The sequence below is a fragment of the Streptomyces sp. NPDC006435 genome (assembly GCF_040612315.1).
Taxonomy (GTDB): domain Bacteria; phylum Actinomycetota; class Actinomycetes; order Streptomycetales; family Streptomycetaceae; genus Streptomyces.
This window is the reverse complement of the sequence record NZ_JBEXPY010000002.1, coordinates 223,440-244,683: the sequence shown is the minus strand read 5'-3', so window position 1 is coordinate 244,683 and position 21,244 is coordinate 223,440. Positions and strand designations below refer to the sequence as shown.

The following is a 21,244-nucleotide window of genomic DNA, read 5'->3' as shown; positions in this document are numbered from 1 at the left end:
CCCGCCACCCGGTTGTCCGCCGCCCGGTTTTCCGCCATGACGACACCCTATCGTACCGGGATTGGATGATTTTTCTAGAAAAGAACTCTACAAATCCGGCCATGCGGTTCATGCTTGCGGGGTCCGGCCGGGGAGGTCGGGCGATCGGGAACCGCGGGGCCCGCTCCCGGCGTCCTCACGCGCGCGCCACCCATACGGGCCCGCGCCGAAAGCCGTGCGGGGCACGTCACACACAGATCTTGAGGAGCAGCATGAGCGTTAACGGCAGCACGCGATCCCGGAGCGGCAGCCGCAGCAGCACCGGTCTTCCGGCCCGGCGCAGCACCCGCAAGGCTCTCCTGGACTGTTCGAAGGCGGTGCTGGCCGTCGGGCTCCTCGTGGGTGCGGCCACCGCGTGCAGCGACTCGTCCGAGAAGGACGGGACCCATGCCGCCAAGGAGTGGAAGGTCGGCGACTGCGCCGGACCCGACAAAGAGGTGAAGGACAGCTACCAGCCGATGGACTGCGACGAGTCCGGGGCGACGATCAAGGCCCTGGAGATCAAGGGCGGTTCCATGTTCGCCGGCTCCATTCAGTGCCCGGCCGGGACGGACCAGATCATCTCGGTGAAGGTGTCCTTCGGCTCCGGCGACGCCAAGTCCGGGCTCCCGAGCAAGACCATCTGCGGCCGCAACCTGTCCGGCGACCACCCCGGTGACGCCGGTGCGGGCGGCGGGCAGCTGGTGAAGGGCGACTGCGTCACCGACCAGGCCAAGGAGGTCGCCTGCGCCGGTGCGGGCAGCGGTGTGACCAAGGTGGTCGACCTGAAGGAGAAGGCCGAGCAGTGCCCGTCCGGGTCCGACCCGATGGAGCTGTTCCCGAGCCCGGGCCGTCCGTACAACGCGATCTGCACGAGCAAGATCTGACCGGACGGGTCGGTTCGGGTCCGATCGGTTCGGGTTCGATCGGGTCCTTCGAGCCCTTCAGGTTCTTCGAGTCCTTCGGGGCTTTGTGAACGGACGCCACGGATGGACGCCGCGCGGCCGGTGGAGCACACGCTCCACCGGCCGCGCCGCGTTTCCGGTGCGTACGGATCAGCCGACTGAAGCCGGAGCCGAGGCCGAAGCCGAGGTCGAGGTCGGAACCGGGGCGGTGAGGTCGTCGACGGTGCGGGCGACCGTGCCGAACAGGTCGCGGACCGTGGTCAGGCTCGCGGCCTGCAACGCGTCCGACGTGAGGACGGTGCCGTCCGGCGCCCGCAGCGAACGGGTCGCGGTGGCCTCGGCGACGACGGCCGGACGGTAACCGAGGTTGAAGGCGCCCTGCGCGGTGAACAGGACGCACATGTGCGTCATGAACCCGGCGATGACCAGGTCGCCGCCCCCGGCCCCGAGGTCCCGCAGGACCTCGTCGAGGTCCGTGCCGTGGAAGGCGTCGGGGACCTGCTTGACGACCACCTTCTCGCCCTCGACCGGGGCGACCTCGTCACTGATCGAGCCGATCTCGGCCCGGATGTCGTACGGAGTGCCCTCGCCGCCGTCGTTCACGACGTGGACGACCGGGGTGCCCGCGGCGCGGGCGGCGGCGAGCAGCCGGGCACCGGCGGCGAGGGCCCGCTCGGCGTCGTCGAGCCGCATCACGCCGGAACGGTAGGTGTTCTGGAAATCGATCATGAGCAGGGTCGACCCGCTCAGGCGGGGCAGCTCGTCGGGCAGGCCGATCACGTCGCGCAGGGTGGTGGACGCCGTCATGGGAGGGCCCTTTCCGGTCGGGGAGGGGCGGGTCCGCCCCACGGTGTATTCGACGCTAACACATTTCGTAAGCATTGATAACGGTGGTCCGTGATCACTGGTCTCTGTTGCGGACAAGCCCAGGTCAGAGGTGTTAGCGCTGTTATCGTGGAAGCCATGTCGACGGCACGAGAGCGCATCCTGGAAGCCACCGCGGAACTGCTCGCCACCAAGGCCGCCCCGGCGATCTCGACCCGGGCCATCTGCGACCGGGCCGGAGTCGGCATGCCCGAGATCTACCGCCAGTTCGGCGACAAGCAGGGGCTGCTCACGGCGGTGGCCGATGTCGGCTTCGAGCGCTTCCTCGCCAACAAGAGGCGGAACCCGCTCACCGACGACCCGGTGGCGGACCTGCGGGCGGCCTGGGACAGCCACGTCGCGTTCGCGCTGCGCAACCCGCACCTCTACCGGCTGATGTTCACGCCCGCCGCGGAGCCCGGACCGCGGGCGATCGAGGACGCGCAGGCGCTGCTCCTGGCGGCCGTGGAGCGCTGTCGCGACGCCGGAAGGCTGCGTACGACCCCCGAGCTGGCCGGCCGGTCGATCCTCTCCGCCAATGTGGGCGTGTGCCTGATGGCGCTGTCCTTCCCCGGGTCGTTCGGGGGCCTCGACATCTCGCAGTCGGTACGGGACGCCGTGATCGGGAAGGTCACCGGCGACGAGCGGGAGGACGCGCGGGTCGGCACCGCGACCGTCCTGGCCCAGGCCCTGGTCGGCACCCTCACCGGGGCGGCGCCGGTGGACCCCGCGGCCGTCGACGACCTGGCCCGCGCGCTCCGGTCACCGACGCCGGAAGCCTGAACGGTCCGGAAGTCCGGGCGTCCCGAACGTCCCGAACGTCCCGAACGGCCCGGACGGTTCAGGCGGTCCGGACGGTCCGGGCGGTTCGGCAGAGCGGGCGGCCAGGGCGGTCCGAGAGCCCCGACGACCCGTGCGTCAGCCGTCGTTACCGGTGTCCCGGCGGAACAGGGCGGTCCAGAGGAAGGGTTCGCCGAAGAGCGGGGAGTCGGACGGCTCGTCGCGCATCCGGCGGAGTTCGACCTCGGTCAGGCCGGAGAAGATCCGGCGCAGCGAATCCGCCGTGTAGGCGAGACCGCCCTGCAGGCCGCCGCGCTCGTAGAAGGCGGCGTCGGGGAGTTCGGAGCCCATGCCCGCCTCACCGGCCTCGCCCGCCGCGAAGCAGCTGAGGGAGAAGTGGCCGCCGGGGGCCAGGCAGTTGTCGAGGAGGGCGAGGTAACTGACGCGGCGGTGGGGCGGCAGGTGGTGGAAGCAGCCCGAGTCGTGGACCAGGTCGTACGGCCCGGTCAGCTCCGTCGCCGCGAGGTCGAAGACGTTGCCGTGATGGAACCGTACGGCGTCCCCGGCCCCGGCCTCGCGGGCGCGCTCCTCGGCCCAGGCGATGGCCGAGCCGGACAGGTCGACGGCGTCCACCTCGAAGCCCAGCGATGCCAGGTGGAGGGCGTTGCGGCCCGGCCCGCAGCCCAGGTCGAGGGCACGGCCCGGTACGACCGTCCCGCGTTCGGTGTACGAGACGAGGTTCTCGTCCGGCTTCGCCACGAAGAACGGCACGGGCCGGTCCCGGTCCGCGTAGAAACCGTCCCACCAGGCGCCCGCACCGGCCGTCCAGCGGTCGGCACCGGGTGCGAACAGGCCGTCCATCAGCCGCAGTACGTCATCCACCGTGCGTATGTCGCGGTCCACGGGGGACCCCCTTTCAGGTCTTTCCGACGGACGGCGATCGTAGGTCCGCCGGACCCCGCCACCCGCCCGGAACCCCATACCAGCAACGGTTCGATGGGTAATCGGACTTGGCCCAGGTACCACCCTGCGCGGGTCCGATTGCGTGGCGGAGTCACCAACGGTGGGGCGGAGCGAGGAGAGTGGGTGCAGCGGTACGGAAGACGAAGGAGGACCGTGGTGGGTGTCGTGGCGAACCAGCGGAACGGTGCGGTCGGGCAGTCCATGGAGGTTCTGGAGGCGCGGGAGCGACTCCTGCGGGCGGGGCGCGAGTTGTTCGCCCTGTACGGGTACGCGCACACGAGCGTCGAGGATCTGTGCGTTCGGGCGAAGGTGCCCACGCACGTCTTCCAGCAGGAGTTCCTCTCCCGTGAGGTGCTGCTGATGGCGCTGTACGACGAGGTGGCGACCCACGGGATCCGGGCGGCCGAGAACGCCCTGATGGCGGAGGGCATGGAGGACTGCACCACGACGGAACGGGTCCGGCTGCTCTTCGAGGCCTACGTCAAGGCGGTCACCGTGGACCCGTGCGCCGCCAGGGTGGCCTTCGTCGAGGTGCTGGGGGTGAGCCGGGAGGTGGACAAGCACCTGGCGACCTGGCGGGCGATGTGGATCGAGTTCCTCACGTCCGAGGCCGAGCGCGCCGTGCGCCGGGGCGAGGCGGTGGAGCGGGACCACTTGGTCACCGTCACGGTGCTGAACCACTCGGTGGACGAGCTCATGGCCCACCACGGCCGGCGGCCCCGGCAGGTCGACGCCGAGTGGCTGACCGACGAGCTGACCCGGCTCTCGCTCGCCATGATCCTGTCGTCCTGACCTGACCTGACCTGACCTGACCTGACCTGACTCGGCCCGGCCCGCCGCGGACCGCCGCGGACCGGACGACCCGACCCGACCCGACCTGACCCGATCCGCCCCGCTGCGGACCGGATGTCCTGTCGTGCCGTGAACCGCAGCGTCGCGAACCGAATAATGGGGGAATGGCGAACGGCGCGGATCACACGGAACGACCGGACGACGAGATCACGACCGTCCTGACCGGCGTCGGGCCCCGGCTGCGGGCTCTGCGCCGGGACCGCGGCACGACCCTGGCCCAGCTCAGCGAGACGACCGGGATCTCCCTCAGCACCCTCTCCCGCCTGGAGTCCGGCGGCCGCAAACCCACGCTCGAACTGCTCCTGCCCCTGGCCAAGGCGTACGGGGTGCAACTGGACGAACTCGTCGGCGCCCCGGCCACCGGCGACCCGCGCGTCCACTTCCGCCCCTTCGTCCGCGACGGCATGACGTTCGTACCGCTCACCCGGCACCTCGGCGGGCTGCACGCGTACAAGCAGGTCCTGCCCGGTGGGCGGGGAACGACGGGGCCGCTGGAGCAGCGGGTGCACGAGGGGTACGAGTGGCTGTACGTGCTGGCGGGGCGGTTGCGGCTGCTGCTGGGGGAGCACGATCTGGTGCTCACGGCGGGTGAGGCCGCCGAGTTCGACACGCGCACCCCGCACGCGTGGGCCAGCGCCGGGCCGGAGCCGGTGGAGTTCCTCAGCCTGTTCGGTCAGCAGGGGGAGCGGATGCACGTGAGGGCCCGGCCCACCCAGCGGTGAGCCGCACCGGGCACGTGCCCGGAACGGGGCGGGGAGAACGGGTCACGAGCAACGGGCCACGAGCAACGGGGAACGGGTCACGGGCGGGCCGTGTACGGGCCGCCCACCCCCCACGCCTGGTGCATCGCGTCGGCGAACGCGCCCGCCAGCAGGTGTTCGCCGGTGGGGCCGGGGTGCGTCCCGTCGTACGTGTCCCGGTGGATGTCGTACCCGGGCGGGCGGGAGGCCAGCAGGATCGGGGACATCGGCTCGTCGAGGTCGGCGACGAGCTTCGCGAGGAGTTCGTTGAAGCGGTCGCACTCGGCGGCGAACGGGGCGTCCGACTCGGCCCGGATGTTCGGTATCACGGGCATGAACACCATTTTGACGTGCGGGTTCGCGGTGCGGGCCGCCGCGACGAACGCCCTGGCGTTCAGCGCGGTCTGGTCGCTGTTCGTGTAGAACCCGAGGTCTATCAGGCCGAGCGAGACGAGCAGCACGTCGGTGCGGTGCCCGGCCACCGTGTCGGCTATCACCGGGGCCATGTGCAGCCAGCCCTCGCCCCAGCCGGCCAGATGGGCGCGGGCCGAGGCGGGGAAGTCCGGCGCGCCGTACCCGTGACCGCCCGGGGCGTCCGCCGACGTGTCGTACAACGCACTGCGCGGTCCGACGATCGCGAACGGCGCACCGAGCGTGGCGGTGAGGTGCTGCCACATCCGGTAGCGCCAGGTGAAGTCGCCGGCGCGGCCGATGGTCATGGAATCGCCGACAAACGTGAACCGCATGGCGTCATCATCGCGGATCACCGCTCCGGCCTGCGACGTGACGATGGACACTTGGGCCATGCGTTCGTACCTGACTGTGTCCGCGGCCGCCGCGCTGCTCCTCCTCGCCGGGTCGGCCCCGGCCGTGGCCGACGACGGGGCCGACCGGAGCTTCACGATCGAGGACCCCCGGATCACCGAGTCCAGCGGCCTCGCCGCCAGCCGCGCCCACCCCGGCGTCTACTGGACGCACAACGACAGCGACGACGGGCCGTACGTCTACGCCGTCGACTCCCGCACCGGGAAGACCGTCGCGACGATCACCCTGCGCGGGGTGGGGCAGCCGCGCGACGTGGAGGCCATCTCGCTCGGCCCCGACGGCAACCTGTACGTCGGCGACATCGGCGACAACCTGAACGGCAGCTGGGACCACGTCTGGATCTACCGCTTCCCGGAGCCGAAGGAGCTGAAGGACGCGACGGTCCGGGCCACCCAGTTCGACGTGAAGTACGCCGACGGCCCGCGCAACGCGGAGGCGCTGATGGTCCACCCCCGAACGGGGCGGGTCTACATCGCGTCGAAGAACGAGGACGGCGGCGGACTGTACGAGGGCCCGGAGAAGCTGACCACCGGCGGCGCCAACGTCTTCAAGCGGGTGGGGGAGGTGCCGTGGGTGACGGACGGGGCGTTCTCGCCGGACGGCAAGGAACTGCTGCTGCGCTCCTACTTCAGCGCCCGCGCCTACGCCTTCGAGAACGGTGGGCTCGGCGCCGACCACGCCGTGCGGGCCCCGATCCAGCGACAGGCCGAATCGGTGACGTACACGGCGGACGGGTCGGCGCTGATGTTCGGCTCGGAGGGGGAACAGAGCGACGTGGAACGGGTGGAGGTGATCGGCAGGGCCGGTGAGGACGGGAAGCGGGCGTCCGGGGACGGCACCTCGTCCGACGGCGGTGCGGACAGTGGGGGGAGCATCGGTCTGACCGGCACGCTGGTGCTCGTGGGGGTGGGCTTCCTGGTGTTCCTGGGGCTGCGGAGGAAGAAGGGCTGAGCGTCCGGGGCGCGGAAGGGCTGAGCGTCCGGGGGCGCGGAAGGGCTGAGCGTCCGGGGGCGCTCGCCCACTGCCCCGTTCACTCCCCGGCGTGCCGCGCGACGAGCACCTCGAAGCCGTCGATCAGCCGTTGCAGGCCGAACGCGAAGTGGTCGACGTCGTAGCTGAAGGCGTCCTCGTCGAGCGCCGCCATCAGCGGATAGTCGCCGCTCGCCATGGCCCGTTCCAGATAGGGGGTCTGGTTCTCCCAGAAGGCGTCGTCGCTCAGCCCGGTCTGCCGCGCGGCCTCGACGGCCTGGAGCCGGGTGCGGGCGATGCCCTCCACGAAGCTGTTGACCGTGATGATCGTCGAGATCAGCTCCCGGCCGGGCAGTCCCATGCCCCCGAGGCCGGCGAGGGCCTGTTCGAGGCCCCGCAGGGCGCTGGGGCCGAGGACCGTGCGTGCCTGGTTGACCTTGAGGAGCCAGGGGTGGCGTTCGAGCTGCTCCAGGTAGGTGCGGGCCATGGTGGCGAGGGCGACGCGCCAGTCGGCCGGTACGTCGGCCGGGGCGGTGTCCAGGGACTCGCCCAGTACGTGGTCGAGCATCAGGTCGAGCAGTTCGGCCTTGCCGGGGATGTAGCGGTAGAGCGACATCGTGCCGGTGCCCAGGTCGGTGGAGAGACGGCGCATCGAGAGGGCGGCCAGTCCCTCCGCGTCGGCGATCGCCACGGCGGCGGTGACGATCCGGCCGAGGGTGAGAGCCGGTTTGGGGCCGCGGCTGGGTCGGTCGCCGGTGCCCCAGAGGAGTTCCAGGCTGCGCGCGATGTCGCCGCTGCCGGTCGTCGTCCCGTCCGTCCCACCCGTTGAAGCGCTTTTCGTCATGGGTTCAGCGTAAGAGCGTCCGGCAGTGGGCCCCACGGTGCCGCGGGGCCCGCTGCCGGACGCCCCGAAGCCATGAGTAAAAAGTGAGTACGCTGTACTCTAATTCGGGTACGGTGTACCCAATTCATTGACGGAGGGGGTTCCCGGCATGGCTGTGAGCGAATGTGCCGTACGTGCCGAAGGATTGGTGAAGCGGTACGGGGGAAGGCGCCGCGGGAAGCGGGGCGCCGAGGAGAAGAGGGCGCTCGACGGATTCGACCTGGCTGTCCGGCCCGGCACCGTCCACGGGCTGCTCGGGCCCAACGGGGCCGGCAAGACCACCGCGGTGCGCGCCCTGTCGACGCTGCTGCGGTTCGACGAGGGGCGGGCCGAGGTCGCCGGGGCGGACGTGGCGCGCGACCCCCGGAGCGTACGCGAGAGGATCGGGCTCACCGGGCAGTACGCCGCGGTCGACGAGGTCCTGACCGGGCGGCAGAACCTGGAGATGTTCGGGCGGCTCTTCCGCCTGGGCGGCGCGCGGGCCCGGCTGCGGGCCGCGGAACTGCTGGAGCGGTTCGACCTGTGCGACGCCGCCGACCAGGGGGTCGGGGAGTACAGCGGCGGCATGCGCCGCCGCCTCGACCTCGCGGCCTCGGTGATCCTCGCGCCCCGGGTGCTGTTCCTGGACGAGCCGACGACGGGGCTCGACCCGCGGGGCCGGGGCGAGGTCTGGGACAGCGTACGGGCGTTGGTCGCGGGCGGTACGACGGTGCTGCTCACCACCCAGTACCTGGAGGAGGCCGACCGGCTCGCCTCGCGCATCACCGTCATCGACCGGGGCCGGTCCATCGCCGACGACACCCCCGACGGGTTGAAGAACCGGGTGGGCGGCGACCGGATCGAGGTCGTCGCGGCCGAGTCCGCCGACCTGCCCGCGGTCGCGAGGGCCGTGGAGCGCGTCGCCGGGACCGGTCCCGTCGTCCGGGACGAGGAGGCCCGCCGCGTCCACACCCAGATCGCCACCGACCGGGTCGCCGCGCTCACCGAGGTCGCGCGCACCCTCCAGGACGAGGGTGTCGGGATCGAGGACATCGGGCTGCGCAGACCGAGCCTCGACGACGTGTTCCTGAACCTGACCGGACACCGCACGAGGACGCCCGAAGAGATCGAGATCGAGAAGGAGGTGGCGGCGTGACCGCCCTCGCCCCGCACCCGGCCGGCCCCGCATCGCACCCGACCGGCCCCGCCCGCGGCCGACTCGGCTGGGCGCTCGCCGACAGCTGGAACGTCACCCGGCGCAGCCTCACCCACTACCAGCGCCAACCGACCGCCATCATCTGGCAGTTGGGCTTCCCGATCCTCTCCGTGCTGCTGTACGGGTACGTCTTCGGCAGCGCCATGAAGGTGCCCGGAGGCGGCGACTACCGGGAGTTCCTGATGCCGGGCATGTTCGCCACGACCATGGCGATGGGGTTCATGAACACCGCGATGGCCGTGGCGACCGACATCAACAAGGGTGTCGTGGACCGTTTCCGCTCCATGCCGATGGCGCCGTCCGCGGTCTCCGCCGGACGCGGCCTCGCCGACCTGGTGGTCGCCGCCGCCGAACTGGCGATCCTCGCGGTGACGGCCCTCGTGATCGGCTGGCGCGCGGACGGCGGACCGGCCGCCGCCGTCGGCGCGTTCGGACTGTTGCTGCTGCTCCGGTTCAGCCTGATCTGGGTCGGCGTCTGGCTGGGGCTCCTGCTCCCGGACCCGGAGTCGGCGGGCGGTCTGTACGCCGTCGCCTTCCCGGTCACGATGATCTCCAGCGCCCTGGTCGCCCCCTCCCTGATGCCGGGCTGGCTGGGCACCGTCGCCGCCTGGAACCCGATCTCGTCGGCGGTCACGGCGGCCCGTGAACTCTTCGGCAATCCGGTGGCGGGCGGCGGGACCTGGGTGGAGGAACACGCCCTGCTGATGGCGGTGGTGTGGCCGCTGGCGCTGACCGCGGTGTTCCTGCCGCTGGCGGTGCGGCGGTTCCAGCGACTGAGCCGCTGAGCCACAGGGCTGTTCAGTCGAAGAGTTGCCGGGTTGCCGGGCCGTCGTTGTCAGTGGCCCGTGCGAGCATGCGCTCCGTAAGAAAGCACGGGAAGCAGAAGCACAGGAACAGCGCTTACGGAGGACCTCATGGGCACCTGGGACACCGGCCACTTCGACAACGACACCGCGGCGGACTTCTCCGGGACGGTCGACGACACGCCGGAGAACGAGCGGGAAGCGGTGATCCGCGAGGCCCTGGAGGCGGTGCTCGCCCCCTCGGACTACCTGGACAGCGACGACGGGGCGGTCGCGGTCGCGGCGGCGGCGCTGGTCGCCGCCCAGTGCCCGGGAGGCGAACCGGTGACCACCGCGTACGGCCCCGACAAGCCGCTGCCGACCCTGGCGACGGACCTGCGCCCCCTCGCGGTGAAGGCCCTCGACGCGGTGCTGGGCGAGGACTCGGAGCTGCGCGAGCTGTGGGACGAGGGGGGAGACGAGGAATGGGCCGCGGGCATCGCCCGGCTCCGGGAGGTGCTGGTGGCGGCCTCCGGCTGATCAGGCGTCGGCCGGGTCGGCCGGGTCGGCCGATCGGTCGCGGGGGCGGCCGGCCCGGACGAGCTCGTCGACGTCGAGGGTCACCGGGGCGCCGATCGACTCGGGCAGCGTGACCATCTGCCCGGGGGCGTACACCTGGTGGCTGTCGTAACCGCCGCTGACGGGCTCCGTCAGGACGTGCACCCGGCCGTGCCTGCGGTCGACGATCACGTACACCGGGATCTTGGCCTCGGCGTATGCGACGACCTTGTTGCGCAGGTCGTTGTTGTAGTTGCTGGAGGTGACCTCCAGCACGAGGCGGAAGACGGCGGGGTCGTAGCAGTTGTTCTCGATCAGGTGCTCGTCGAGATCGGCGTCGACGATTGCCAGGTCGGGAATGGCGTAGTCCTCTGGGCCGCCGGGGAGCCACAGGCCGATTCCCTGAATGACCTCCGTCTCGCCGTCGTCCAGACCGGCTGCGATGAAGGGGCGCATGATCTTGGTCAGCGCTCGGCCGTGCGGTCCGTCCGGGGGTGGGGCCACGGTGATGACGCCTCCGATGATCTCGACGCGGCAACCCGGGTTCTGCTCCGCGAGCCTGTCGGCCATTGCGAGCAGCGATTCCGGGTCACCGTCACAGGGGTGCTCGACTGCTGCTGCAGACATTGCGGGCCTCCTGAAGGGGTGATGTCGAGGTCATCATCGTAGGACGGTTCGAGGGGAATCACCCGAAAGCCGTTCCGCCACCCGACCGGATGAACGAGAAGGGCCCCGCGCTGACGGCGGGGCCCTTCCTCGCAAAAGTGCTGCGTACGGGTACTGCGTACGAGTGCTACGCCGTCACAGCTTCTCGATCACGTAGTCGATGCAGGCCGTCAGCGCCTCGACGTCCGCCGGGTCGATCGCCGGGAACATCGCCACGCGCAGCTGGTTGCGGCCCAGCTTGCGGTACGGCTCGGTGTCGACGATGCCGTTGGCGCGCAGGGCCTTGGCGACGGCCGCGGCGTCGATCTCGTCCGCGAAGTCGATCGTGCCGATGACCTGCGAGCGCTTGGCCGGGTCGGTGACGAACGGGGTCGCGTACTTCGACTCCTCGGCCCAGCCGTACAGGTTCCGCGCCGAGGCGGCCGTGCGGCCGGTGGTGAAGTCCAGGCCGCCCTGGGTGTTCATCCAGGTCAGCTGCTCGTTCAGGAGGAAGAGCGTGGCCAGGGCCGGGGTGTTGTACGTCTGGTTCTTGAGGGAGTTGTCGATCGCCGTCGGGAGCGAGAAGAACTCCGGTACGTGTCGGCCCGAGGCGTGGACGCGCGCGGCGCGCTCCAGGGCCGCCGGGGAGAAGACGCCGATCCAGAGGCCGCCGTCCGAGGCGAAGGACTTCTGCGGGGCGAAGTAGTAGACGTCCGTCTGGGCGATGTCGACCGGCAGACCGCCCGCGCCGGAGGTGGCGTCCACCAGGACGAGGGCGCCCTCGTCGGCGCCCGCGACGCGCTCGATCGGCGCGGCGACACCCGTCGAGGTCTCGTTGTGCGTGAAGGCGTAGACGTCGACGCCCGCCTCGGCCCGCGGGTCCGGGTGGGTGCCCGGCTCGGAGGCGATCACGGTCGGGTCGGCCAGCCACGGGGCGAGCTCGGCGGCCTTCGCGAACTTCGAGGAGAACTCGCCGAAGTTCAGGTGCTGGGACTTCGTCTCGATCAGTCCGTGCGTCGCGATGTCCCAGAAGGCGGTGGAGCCGCCGTTGCCCAGGATCACCTCGTAGCCCTCGGGGAGGGAGAAGAGGTCGCGCACGCCCTGACGCACCGAGCCGACCAGGTTCTTGACCGGGGCCTGGCGGTGGGACGTACCGAGAAGGGACGTGCCGGTGGCGGCCAGGGCGTCGAGCGCCTCCGTCCGCACCTTGGAAGGACCGGCGCCGAAGCGTCCGTCGGCGGGCTTGATGTCAGCGGGAATCTGGATATCGGCCACGAACCGGAGCGTAGTACCTCACGGACACGGCCGGACACCGTGTCCGTGAGGTGAGATATGTGCCTCGGTCCGCGGACGGCACCGGAAGGGCAGGTGGGCGGGGTGAGCGGGGTGGCAGGAGGGCGCCGGTCAGCCCAGTCGTACCGGCAGGTCGTACAGGTCGTTCTGGGTGACGATCGGCTTGTTCCGCAGCTCGGAGGCGGGCACGGCGAGCTCCAGCTCCGGGAACCGCTCGTACAGCGCGGGCAGGGCCACCCCCGCCTCCAGCCGGGACAGCGCCGCACCCGGACACACGTGCGGGCCGTGACCGAAGGCGATGTGGCGGTTGGGGGAGCGGGTGACGTCGAACTCACCGGCCGACGGACCGTGCTGCGTCTCGTCGCGGCCGAGCGCGCCGAAGGAGACGATCAGCGCCTCGCCCTTCGGCAGCACCTTGTCGCCGACCTGGACGTCCTCGGTGGCGAACCGGATCAGGACGTGCGAGGTGGGGGAGGACCAGCGCAGGGTCTCCTCGACCACGTTCTCCCACGGCACCTCGCCGTCCAGCACCCGCCTGCGCTGCTCGGGGTGGGTCTGGAGGGCGACGACGGCGTTCACGATCAGGCTGATCGTGGTCTCGTGACCGGCGGCGATGATCAGCTGGAGGGTGTTGACGATCTCCTCGTCGGTGAGCCGGTCGCCGTCCTCGGAGGCGGCGATCAGGGCGCTGGTGAGGTCGTCGCCCGGGTTCTCCCGCTTGCCCGCGACGATCTTCGTGAAGTGCGCGCCGAGGTCCGCCATCATCTGCGGGACCTCCTCCGGCGGGGTCTGCGTCGAGAAGAACTTCTCGAACAGCTCCTTCAGCCGGGGGTGGTCGGCCCTGTCGACACCCATCAGCTCGCTGATCACGTTCATCGGCAGCGGGTAGGCGAACTCGGCCTTCAGGTCGACCGGTTCGTCCTTCGGCAGGGCGGCCAGCCGGTCCAGGCTCGCCGTGGTCAGCGCCTCGATGCCGGCGCGCAGCCGCTCCACCCGCTTCACGGTGAGCGCCTGCGCGACCAGGGTGCGCAGCCGGCGGTGGTCCGCGCCGTCGACCGTGAGCATGGAACGGCCCGGGTTGGCGAGGCCGATCAGCGGCCAGTCCATCGGTATCTCGCCGCGCCGCCAGGCGTTCCAGACGTTGATGTCCTTCACGATCCGGCTGTCGGTGAGCAGTTGCCGCGCCTCGGCGTGGTGGGTGACCGCGTAGCAGTTCACCCCGCCCGGCAGCTCCACCTCGGCGAGCGGACCGGCGGCCCGCAGCCGGGCGCTCTCGCCGTCGAGGTCGGTGACGAAGGGGTCGAGGGCGATCCGGGTCATCTGTGGTCTCCGGTGTCGGTTGCCGTGGTGGGGCCCAGGGCAGGGGTGGGCGTGAACGTCACCGGCAGGTCGGTCAGACCTCGCAGCCACGGGGACGGCCGCCGGGTGAGCTGCCCGGCCGGGACGGCGAGGTCGATGTCCGGGAGCCGGTCGAGCAGTACCTCGATACCGGTACGGGCGATGACCTCGGCGGTCTCCTGGGCCGGGAACGGGCAGCGGTGCTCGCCGTGGCCGAAGGAGAGGAAGGCGTTGTTGCCGCCGGTCAGCGCGGAACCGTCGGTGCGGACCTGCGGGTCGGCGTTGGCGGCGGCGATCCCCAGCAGCAGCAGGTCGCCCGCCTGGATGTGGCGCCCGCCGAGGTGGGTGTCGCGGGAGGCCCAGCGGCCCGCGACGTTCTGGGTCGGGGTGTCCTCCCACAGCACCTCGTTCATGGCCTCGGCGACGCTGTGCCGGCCGCCCGACAGGGAGGCGGCGAACCGGTCGTCGGTGAGCATGAGCCGCAGCGAGTTGCCGATCCAGTCGGCGGTCGGCTGGTGGCCCGCGGCCATCATGACCATGAGGTCCTGGGCGACCTCCTCGTCGGTGAAGCCGCCGCGGTCGGCGATCATCCGCGAGGTGACGTCGTCGCCGGGCGCGGCGTGCTTGTCGGCCAGCAGCTGCACCATGGACGTGACGAGGTGCTGCTGTCCGGCCAGCGCCCGTTCCCGGCCGTCGATCATGTCGTTGAGCGAGCCGACGAGCGCGGCGCCGACGGTGTCGCTGAAGCCGTAGAGCTTCGCCAGGACGAGGGCGGGGAGCAGCATCGCGTACTCGGCGATGATCTCCGTGCCGCCGGTGGAGCAGAACCGGTCGATGAGGCCGTCGGCGAACTCCTCCGCGTACCGCTTGAGGGAGAACGGGTCGACGGCCTCCAGCGCGTTGCTGATCATCGCGGCGCGTTCGGTGTGCCGGGGACCGACCGTGTACAGGATCGACGGCTGCTTCTGGCCGATCATCGGCCGCAGCGGCCAGTCGGCCGGGATGCGGTCCCACTGGTTCCACAGGTCGGAGTCGCGGCTGAACAGCACCGGGTCGGCGGTGACCTGGTGCAGTTCGCGGTAGCCGAGCACCAGCCAGGCGGGGACGTCGCCGTCGAGCACGACGGGCGCCACCGCACCGTGGTCGCGGCGCATCTCCCGGTACAGCCGGGCCGGTTCGGTCTGGAACCGGGGGCCGGAGAGCGGTACGCGGCCCTGGGAAACGGGGCAGCCGGAGACCGGCGCCGGGGGCTGGGTCACGGGGTGGGCTCCGGGGTCATCGCCGGGGTGGTCTCCGGGCGCGGGGCGGGGTCCGGGGTGCCGGACCGGTCGGCGATCCTCTTCTGGGAGAGGGTGCGCAGGTACTCGACCAGCGTGATCAGTACGTACTTGCTGGACGAGCGGTCCCGGGCGTCGCACTCCACCAGGGGCACGTCGTCCGGGAGGTCGAGCGCCTCCCGTATCTGCTGCTCGCTGTGGAGCGGCCCGCCGAAGTCGTTGCACGCCACGATGAACGGCGTGCCGTGGTGCTCCAGACGGTCGATGGCGTACCAGGAGTCGGCGAGCCTGCGGGTGTCGACGAGCACGACGGCGCCGAGGGTGCCGGAGAACAGCCGGTCCCACAGGAACCAGAAGCGCTCCTGGCCGGGGGCGCCGAAGAGGTACAGCACCGAGCGGGCGTCGAGCGAGATCCGGCCGAAGTCGAAGGCGACGGTCGTGGACGTCTTCGACTGCACGCCGTCGAGGTGGTCGACGGCCTCGCCCGCGCGGGTCATGGTCTCTTCCGTGTTCAGCGGACGGATCTCGCTGACGGAGCGGACCATGGTGGTCTTGCCGACCCCGAAGCCGCCGACGACGACGATCTTCAGTCCGTTGTCGGCCGTCGCCTGCAGGGCGGCACGGTCAGAGGTTGCGGAGTCCAACGAGCACCTGTTCCAGGATGTCGGGGTCGGGGAGCCGGTCCGCGACACGGGCGGTACGGGGGTGGCGGGCGCTGATGCGGCCGGTGTCCAGCAGATCGGACAGCATGATCCGGACGATGCCGACGGGCAGGCCGAGGCCCGCCGCGATCTCCACGACCGCGGTGGGCCGTTGGCACATCCGCAGGATCGTGACGTGCTCCGACTGCATGCCGGGGGTCGGCTCGCACTCGGACACCACCAGCGTCACCAGGTCGAACGCGTCCGAGTCGGACCGGCTGCGGCCCCCGGTGAGGGTGTACAGCCGGTCCGGGTCGTCGTCCCGGCCGGGCCGGGGACGGGGGCGGGTGGTCATACGGCCGCGGTCGCGTCGGCGGCGGGGGAGCGCGGCGGGGCGCTGAGGTGCTCGCCGAGCTGCTCGACGAGTTCGCTCATGTTGTGCCCGATGAGGCCGACGTCGGAGTCCTCGGAGGCGACGACCGCGAGGTGGGCGCCGTCGCCCGCCTCGACGATGAACAGCACCCCGCCGTAGAACTCGGCCATCGCGGACCGTACGCCGCCGGTGCCGTCACCGAACTCGATGGAGGCGCCGTGCGACAGGCTCTGGATGCCGGCGGAGATCGCGGCCAGCTGATCGGCCTGGTCGACGGAGAGCTCGGGGGTGCGGCACAGCTTGAGGCCGTCCCTGGACAGGACGAGGGCGTGACGGGCGCCGGGAGTGCGCTCCAGCAGCCCCTCCAGCAGCCAGTTGAGCTTCTCGTCGGTGGTCGCGGTCATCGGGTGTTGCCTTCTTCCGGGTGCGGGGAATTGGCCCGAACAGCCTGACGGAAGCTGCTGAAGCGGGCTGCCTGTTCCTTGGGGTCGGAGGTGCGGGGGCGGGAGGTCCTCGCCCCGTCCGTGCTGGCGTTGGCGCGGGCCTCGGCGGCGGCGAGGGTACGGCCGCGGCGGCGCTTGGGCAGTCCGCTCTCGCCGAACCGGGGCAGGCTGCCGGTGGTCTCGGAGGTGTCCGCTGAGGTGTCCTCGGGAGCGTCCGTGCGGGTGTCCGCGTGGGCGTCCTCGGACGCGGGTACGGGGGCGGGCGCGGCGGCCGGTACGGGAGCGGCGGGTGCGGTGGCCTGCTCCGGGATCCGGGCCGCGGCCGGGTTCCCGGTCGTGGCGGGTGCGGGGGCGGCGGGTGCCGGGACCTGCGCGGGGGCGCGGGTGAGGAGCTCCTGGGGCAGCATCATCAGGGCGCCGGTGCCACCGCGCGCGGACGGGCGGAACGACACGGTCAGCCCGTGCTTGCGGGCCAGCCGGCCGACGACGGCGAGGCCGAGCCGGGTGCCGGACAGCCCGGTCAGGTCCCGGACGTCGGCGGACACCGCGCGTTCGGCGCGGCGCAGCTGCACCTCGCTCATGACCAGGCCGCTGTCCTCGACGGTCAGCACGATGCCGGCCGGGACCTCCTCGACGTACACGTGGACCTCCGCCGTGGGCGGCGAGAAGTTGGCGGCGTTGTCGAGGAGTTCGGCGAGCGCGTGCATGACGCCCTCGGCCGCGTGACCGGCGACGGCGACGTCGCTGGTCGAGTGGAGCCGCACCCGCTGGTAGCCGCTGATCCGGCCCATCGCGCCGCGCAGGATCGACTCCATCACGATCGGCTTCGCCCAGCGCCGGCCGGAGCGGGCGCCGGTCAGCACGGCGATGGAGTCGGCGAGCCGGCCCGCCTGGGCGGTGCGGTGGTCCAGGTGGAGCAGGTCCTCCAGGACCTCCTCGGCCGCGTGCCGGTGCTCCATCTCGCGCAGGTCGGCGAGCATGCTGGTGGACAGGGCCTGCATCCGGCCCGCGGCGTTGGCGCAGGCGGCGAGGGCGGCGGAGCGCTCGGTCTCGCTGCGGGTGGCGCGGGCGGTGAGCCGCTCGATCTCGGCGGTGAACCGCTGGGTGTCGGCGGTGGCCTGGGCCGCGGCGCGGGTGGTCTCGGCCTCGGCGGCCGACCTGATCCGGGCGGTCTCGGCCGCTGCCGCGGACTTGATCCGGGCGGTCTCGGCGGTGAACCGCTGCCCCTCGGCCGCGGAGGCGGACACGAGGCGGCTGATCTCGCCGGTGAACCGCTGGTTCTCCGAGGCGATACGGGCCCGCAGGCGGTTCGCGGTGCCGCGGGCGTGAACGGCGGTGGCCACGGCGGCGGACAGCAGCACGGCGGCGGCGCCCGCACCCCAGGCCAGCGTGGTCCGCACCGAGTCGGGGGCAGCGGTGACCGCCCACAGGCACAGGGCGCCGGTGACGGCCAGCGATATCAGCAGGGCCGCTGCGGTCGGCCGGGATGAGGGGCTCAATGGGAGTCCTTGGGAGTCCTTGGGGGCGGACGGGTGCGGACGGGCGGGCGGGCGGTCTTACGGGTGGTGCGGGTCTTGCGGGTGATGCGGGTCGAGCAGTCTTACGGGTGGTGCAGGTGGTGCAGGTGGTGCGGTCTTGCAGGTCGAGCGGGTGGTGCGGGTGGAGCAGGCTGAGCGACCGATTACCGATCTGGACCGGCCTCTGCCGGACTCGGTCGACTTCGACCGGATCCGACCGAGTTCGATCGGGGTGAACCGCTCGGATCCGGATGGTTGTGGACGGTTCCGGACGGTTCGTCACAGCAGGAGCAAAAGCGACAACTGGAGCTGGTAATTCCAAGGTAAGTCGGGGTCACTATATGAGAATTGGTGCTCTCTTTGGGAAGCGCTTGTGGTGTTTTCTGTTGCGCATCTGATCGCGCGTCCGATGTATTCCGACGTAGCGGCGTATTCGCGGGAAACACGCGGCCCGGGACGGCCGGACGGCCCGGCCGACGGCATCCTGGGGCCATGGCCGCACACCGGAATCCGACGGAACACCCCGAACTCGAACGGGCCCTGCGCGCCGAGGTCCGCGGGGAGGTCGAATTCGACGCCACCGCAAGGGCGTTGACGACGATGGACGCCTCCAACTACCGCCGCGTACCGCTCGGCACCGTCGCCCCGCGCGACGCCGACGACGTCTCCGCCGCCCTCGCCGTCTGCCGCGAGCACGGGGTTCCCGTGGTGCCGCGCGGCGGCGGAACCTCCATCGCGGGCCAGGCCACCGGCACCGGCGTCGTCCTCGACCTCACCCGCCACCTCGACCGGATCGTCGCGCTGGACGCCCCGTCCCGCACCGCGGTCGTCCAGCCCGGCGTGATCCTGGACGACCTGCGCACCGCCGCCGCCCCGCACGGCCTCACCTTCGGACCCGACCCCTCCACGCACGGCCGCTGCACCCTCGGGGGCATGATCGGCAACAACTCCTGCGGCGCGCACTCGGTCGCCTGGGGCACCACGGCCGACAACGTGCACGCCCTGACCGTGGCCCGCTACGGCGGCGACACCCTGCGCCTGGGCCGTACCGCGACGACCGGCCTCCCCGACGCGTTGCGCGAACTCCCGGCGTTCGCCGGAGCGAACCTGGCCCTCCTGCGCACCGGCTTCCCCGACCTCCCGCGCCGCATCTCCGGATACGCCCTGGACGCGCTGCTGCCGGAGCGCGGCACCGACCTCGCCCGCGCCTTCTGCGGCAGCGAGGGAACGCTCGGCGTGGTGACGGAGGCGACCGTACGACTGGTCGAGGCGCCGGTGGCCCGCGCACTGGCCGTACTCGGCTACGCCGACGAGTCCGCGGCGGCCGAGGCCGCCCCCGGCCTGCTCCCGCACCACCCGCTCACCGTCGAGGGCATGGCCGCCGACCTCGTCCGCGAACCGGCCGGGCTGCCGCGCGGCCGCGCCTGGCTCTTCGTCGAGACGGGCGGCGCCACCCCGGCCGAGGCCCGCGCGCACGCCGAACGCGTCCTGCGCGCCGCCGACGCCCTGGACGGCACCGTCGTCACCGACCCGGCCGGGCAGCGGGCCCTGTGGCGCATCCGCGAGGACGCGGCCGGCACCGCGACCCGCATGCCGGACGGCACCGAGGCCTGGCCCGGCTGGGAGGACTGCGCCGTACCGCCCGCCCGCCTGGGCCCCTACCTCCGCGAGTTCCGCGCCCTGCTCGCCGGGCACGGGCTGCGCGGCACCCCGTACGGGCACTTCGGCGACGGCTGCATCCACGTCCGGATCGACTTCGACCTGCTGAGCACGGCGGGCGTGGCCCGCTTCCGCCGCTTCTCCGAGGACCTCGCCGACCTGGTCGTCGCCCACGGCGGATCGCTGAGCGGCGAGCACGGCGACGGCCAGGCCCGTGCCGAGCTGCTGCCCCGCATGTACGGGGACGAGCTGGTCGCCCTCTTCGCCCGCTACAAGGACGTCTGGGACCCGGACGGCGGCATGAACCCCGGCATCCTCGCCCGCCCCGCCCGGCTCGACGAGAACCTCCGCTTCGAGGTGCTGCCGAAACGCCCCGTGGACGTCGCGTTCGGCTACCCGCACGACGGCGGCGACTTCTCCGCGGCGGTGCGCCGGTGCGTGGGCGTCGCCAAGTGCCGCACGCCCCGCACCACCGGCACGGACGTGATGTGCCCGTCGTACCGGGCGACCGGCGAGGAGGCCCACTCCACCCGGGGCCGGGCCCGGCTGCTGCACGAGATGCTCGCGGGCGAGGTGATCACGGACGGCTGGCGGTCGGACGAGGTGCGCGAGGCCCTCGACCTCTGCCTGTCCTGCAAGGGCTGCCGCGGGGACTGCCCGGTGGGCGTCGACATGGCCACGTACAAGGCGGAGTTCCTGCACCACCACTACCGGGGGCGGCTGCGCCCGGCCTCGCACTACTCGATGGGCGGGCTGCCGGTGTGGCTGCGCCTGGCATCCCCGTTCGCCCCCGTCCTGAACGCCCTGGCCCGGGTCCGCCCCCTGGCGGCCCTGGCCAAACGGCTGGCCGGGATCGCCCCGGAACGCACGCTGCCGGTCCTGCCCCGACGGTCGTTCACCCGGTGGCTCGCACGGCGTCCGGGCAAGGGGACGGTGATCCTCTCCGATGAGCAGGTGGTCACCCTCTGGCCCGACACCTTCACCGACCGCCTCTCGCCCGGGGCGGGCCGGGCGGCGGTCCGTGTCCTGGAGTCGGCGGGCCGCACCGTGATCCTGCCGGGCCGGGGCCGGGGCCTGTGCTGCGGCCTCACCTATGTATCGACAGGCCGGCTGGACAAGGCCCGCAAGGTCATGCGCCGCACCCTGGACCGGATGGGGACCGGCCTCGGCGACCCGCTGGTCGTCCTCGAACCGAGCTGCGCCGCCACCCTCCGCACCGACCTGCCCGAACTCCTCCCCGACGACCCGCGCGCCGCCGAACTCGCCGCCTCCGTAAGGACCCTGGCCCAGTACCTGGAGGAGTACGCCCCCGACTGGCGGCCACCCCGCCTGGACCGCCCGGTCGCCGGGCAGACCCACTGCCACCAGCACGCGGTCCTGGGCGACGCGGCGGAACGCCGACTACGTGAACGGGCCGGGCTGACGGGCGAACTGAGCGGCGGCTGCTGCGGCCTCGCCGGAAACTTCGGCTTCGAACGCGGCCACTGGGACGTGTCGGTGGCCTGCGCGGAGGAGACCCTGCTGCCGTCGGTACGGGCGGCGGACCCGGGCACGGCCTTCCTCGCCGACGGCTTCTCCTGCCGCACGCAGCTGGACCAACTGGGCGGCGTACGGGCACGACACCTGGCGGAACTGCTGGCGGAGGGCCTGCCCCCGGAACCGGACGCCCCCTGATCCCGAGTCCTGGGATTCGAGCCTCGGGCTCCGAGCCTCGGGCTCCGAGC

21 protein-coding genes are annotated in these 21,244 nt (G+C 72.0%); 9 read left to right on the top strand and 12 right to left on the bottom strand.

Annotated features, from left to right (window positions below; all coding sequences use genetic code 11):
* The first annotated feature begins 251 nt into the window (after positions 1 to 251).
* Entirely contained in the window at positions 252 to 905 is a 654-nt protein-coding gene (locus ABZZ04_RS03355; protein WP_356930486.1) for a hypothetical protein, read from the top strand.
* Between the two features lie 168 nt (positions 906 to 1,073).
* On the opposite strand, the gene ABZZ04_RS03350 is transcribed toward ABZZ04_RS03355, so the two are convergent.
* Positions 1,074 to 1,730 carry an isochorismatase family protein gene (locus tag ABZZ04_RS03350; RefSeq protein WP_356930485.1) on the bottom strand — a complete coding sequence of 219 codons (657 nt, stop codon included), beginning with the start codon at positions 1,728 to 1,730 and terminating at the stop codon, positions 1,074 to 1,076.
* Positions 1,731 to 1,886: 156 nt separating this feature from the next.
* Here ABZZ04_RS03350 and ABZZ04_RS03345 point away from each other — a divergent pair, with 156 nt between their 5' ends.
* Positions 1,887 to 2,570: a TetR/AcrR family transcriptional regulator gene (locus ABZZ04_RS03345; RefSeq protein WP_356930484.1), complete on the top strand. Its 684-nt coding sequence runs from the start codon at positions 1,887 to 1,889 to the stop codon at positions 2,568 to 2,570.
* 135 nt (positions 2,571 to 2,705) lie between these two features.
* On the opposite strand, the gene ABZZ04_RS03340 is transcribed toward ABZZ04_RS03345, so the two are convergent.
* Complete coding sequence (locus ABZZ04_RS03340) at positions 2,706 to 3,470, bottom strand: class I SAM-dependent methyltransferase (protein ID WP_356930483.1); 765 nt, start codon at positions 3,468 to 3,470, stop codon at positions 2,706 to 2,708.
* Between the two features lie 261 nt (positions 3,471 to 3,731).
* Here ABZZ04_RS03340 and ABZZ04_RS03335 point away from each other — a divergent pair, with 261 nt between their 5' ends.
* Together ABZZ04_RS03335 and ABZZ04_RS03330 are read left to right on the top strand one after the other, a co-directional pair.
* On the top strand, positions 3,732 to 4,322 hold the full coding sequence (locus tag ABZZ04_RS03335) for a TetR/AcrR family transcriptional regulator (protein ID WP_356930656.1): 591 nt from the start codon (positions 3,732 to 3,734) through the stop codon (positions 4,320 to 4,322).
* A gap of 164 nt (positions 4,323 to 4,486) precedes the next feature.
* Positions 4,487 to 5,104: a helix-turn-helix domain-containing protein gene (locus ABZZ04_RS03330; protein ID WP_356930482.1), complete on the top strand. Its 618-nt coding sequence runs from the start codon at positions 4,487 to 4,489 to the stop codon at positions 5,102 to 5,104.
* 77 nt (positions 5,105 to 5,181) lie between these two features.
* On the opposite strand, the gene ABZZ04_RS03325 is transcribed toward ABZZ04_RS03330, so the two are convergent.
* A complete protein-coding gene (locus ABZZ04_RS03325; RefSeq protein ID WP_356930481.1) occupies positions 5,182 to 5,928 on the bottom strand; it encodes a GDSL-type esterase/lipase family protein in 747 nt (248 codons plus the stop codon).
* Here ABZZ04_RS03325 and ABZZ04_RS03320 point away from each other — a divergent pair.
* Positions 5,927 to 6,898: a WD40 repeat domain-containing protein gene (locus ABZZ04_RS03320; protein ID WP_356930480.1), complete on the top strand. Its 972-nt coding sequence runs from the start codon at positions 5,927 to 5,929 to the stop codon at positions 6,896 to 6,898. The genes ABZZ04_RS03325 and ABZZ04_RS03320 overlap by 2 nt on opposite strands.
* 79 nt (positions 6,899 to 6,977) lie before the next feature.
* Here the strand turns inward: ABZZ04_RS03320 and ABZZ04_RS03315 are convergent, their stop codons facing one another.
* Positions 6,978 to 7,760, bottom strand: a complete 783-nt coding sequence (locus ABZZ04_RS03315; RefSeq protein ID WP_356930479.1) for a TetR/AcrR family transcriptional regulator C-terminal domain-containing protein — start codon at positions 7,758 to 7,760, stop codon at positions 6,978 to 6,980.
* 148 nt (positions 7,761 to 7,908) lie between these two features.
* Between ABZZ04_RS03315 and ABZZ04_RS03310 the strand changes: the two genes are divergently transcribed.
* From ABZZ04_RS03310 to ABZZ04_RS03300, 3 genes are all read left to right on the top strand, one after another.
* Entirely contained in the window at positions 7,909 to 8,934 is a 1,026-nt protein-coding gene (locus ABZZ04_RS03310; protein ID WP_356930478.1) for an ATP-binding cassette domain-containing protein, read from the top strand.
* Positions 8,931 to 9,779 (top strand): ABC transporter permease, encoded by an 849-nt coding sequence (locus tag ABZZ04_RS03305; RefSeq protein WP_356930477.1) that lies wholly within the window; start codon positions 8,931 to 8,933, stop codon positions 9,777 to 9,779. Before ABZZ04_RS03310 ends, ABZZ04_RS03305 begins: the two co-directional genes overlap by 4 nt.
* A 129-nt stretch (positions 9,780 to 9,908) precedes the next feature.
* On the top strand, positions 9,909 to 10,316 hold the full coding sequence (locus ABZZ04_RS03300; protein ID WP_356930476.1) for a DUF4259 domain-containing protein: 408 nt from the start codon (positions 9,909 to 9,911) through the stop codon (positions 10,314 to 10,316).
* Here the strand turns inward: ABZZ04_RS03300 and ABZZ04_RS03295 are convergent, their stop codons facing one another.
* The 8 genes from ABZZ04_RS03295 to ABZZ04_RS03260 all read right to left on the bottom strand — a co-directional run bounded on the left by ABZZ04_RS03295 (position 10,317) and on the right by ABZZ04_RS03260 (position 17,843).
* Positions 10,317 to 10,961, bottom strand: coding sequence for a Uma2 family endonuclease (locus tag ABZZ04_RS03295; RefSeq protein ID WP_356930475.1), 645 nt, complete (start codon positions 10,959 to 10,961; stop codon positions 10,317 to 10,319).
* A gap of 174 nt (positions 10,962 to 11,135) precedes the next feature.
* The gene (gene serC, locus ABZZ04_RS03290; RefSeq protein ID WP_356930474.1) at positions 11,136 to 12,254 is read right to left on the bottom strand and encodes a phosphoserine transaminase; all 1,119 of its coding nucleotides are present in this window, start codon (positions 12,252 to 12,254) and stop codon (positions 11,136 to 11,138) included.
* Positions 12,255 to 12,383: 129 nt separating this feature from the next.
* The gene (locus ABZZ04_RS03285; protein WP_356930473.1) at positions 12,384 to 13,592 is read right to left on the bottom strand and encodes a cytochrome P450; all 1,209 of its coding nucleotides are present in this window, start codon (positions 13,590 to 13,592) and stop codon (positions 12,384 to 12,386) included.
* Positions 13,589 to 14,869: a cytochrome P450 gene (locus ABZZ04_RS03280; protein WP_356930472.1), complete on the bottom strand. Its 1,281-nt coding sequence runs from the start codon at positions 14,867 to 14,869 to the stop codon at positions 13,589 to 13,591. The genes ABZZ04_RS03285 and ABZZ04_RS03280 overlap by 4 nt, the downstream gene beginning before the upstream one ends.
* Positions 14,866 to 15,531 carry an ATP/GTP-binding protein gene (locus ABZZ04_RS03275; protein ID WP_356930471.1) on the bottom strand — a complete coding sequence of 222 codons (666 nt, stop codon included), beginning with the start codon at positions 15,529 to 15,531 and terminating at the stop codon, positions 14,866 to 14,868. Before ABZZ04_RS03275 ends, ABZZ04_RS03280 begins: the two co-directional genes overlap by 4 nt.
* The gene (locus tag ABZZ04_RS03270; RefSeq protein WP_148837267.1) at positions 15,512 to 15,883 is read right to left on the bottom strand and encodes a DUF742 domain-containing protein; all 372 of its coding nucleotides are present in this window, start codon (positions 15,881 to 15,883) and stop codon (positions 15,512 to 15,514) included. Before ABZZ04_RS03270 ends, ABZZ04_RS03275 begins: the two co-directional genes overlap by 20 nt.
* On the bottom strand, positions 15,880 to 16,305 hold the full coding sequence (locus tag ABZZ04_RS03265; RefSeq protein WP_148837268.1) for a roadblock/LC7 domain-containing protein: 426 nt from the start codon (positions 16,303 to 16,305) through the stop codon (positions 15,880 to 15,882). Before ABZZ04_RS03265 ends, ABZZ04_RS03270 begins: the two co-directional genes overlap by 4 nt.
* Positions 16,302 to 17,843: an ATP-binding protein gene (locus ABZZ04_RS03260; RefSeq protein ID WP_356930470.1), complete on the bottom strand. Its 1,542-nt coding sequence runs from the start codon at positions 17,841 to 17,843 to the stop codon at positions 16,302 to 16,304. The genes ABZZ04_RS03265 and ABZZ04_RS03260 overlap by 4 nt, the downstream gene beginning before the upstream one ends.
* 510 nt (positions 17,844 to 18,353) lie before the next feature.
* Between ABZZ04_RS03260 and ABZZ04_RS03255 the strand changes: the two genes are divergently transcribed.
* Positions 18,354 to 21,194, top strand: coding sequence for an FAD-binding and (Fe-S)-binding domain-containing protein (locus ABZZ04_RS03255; RefSeq protein WP_356930469.1), 2,841 nt, complete (start codon positions 18,354 to 18,356; stop codon positions 21,192 to 21,194).
* Positions 21,195 to 21,244: the final 50 nt, after the last annotated feature.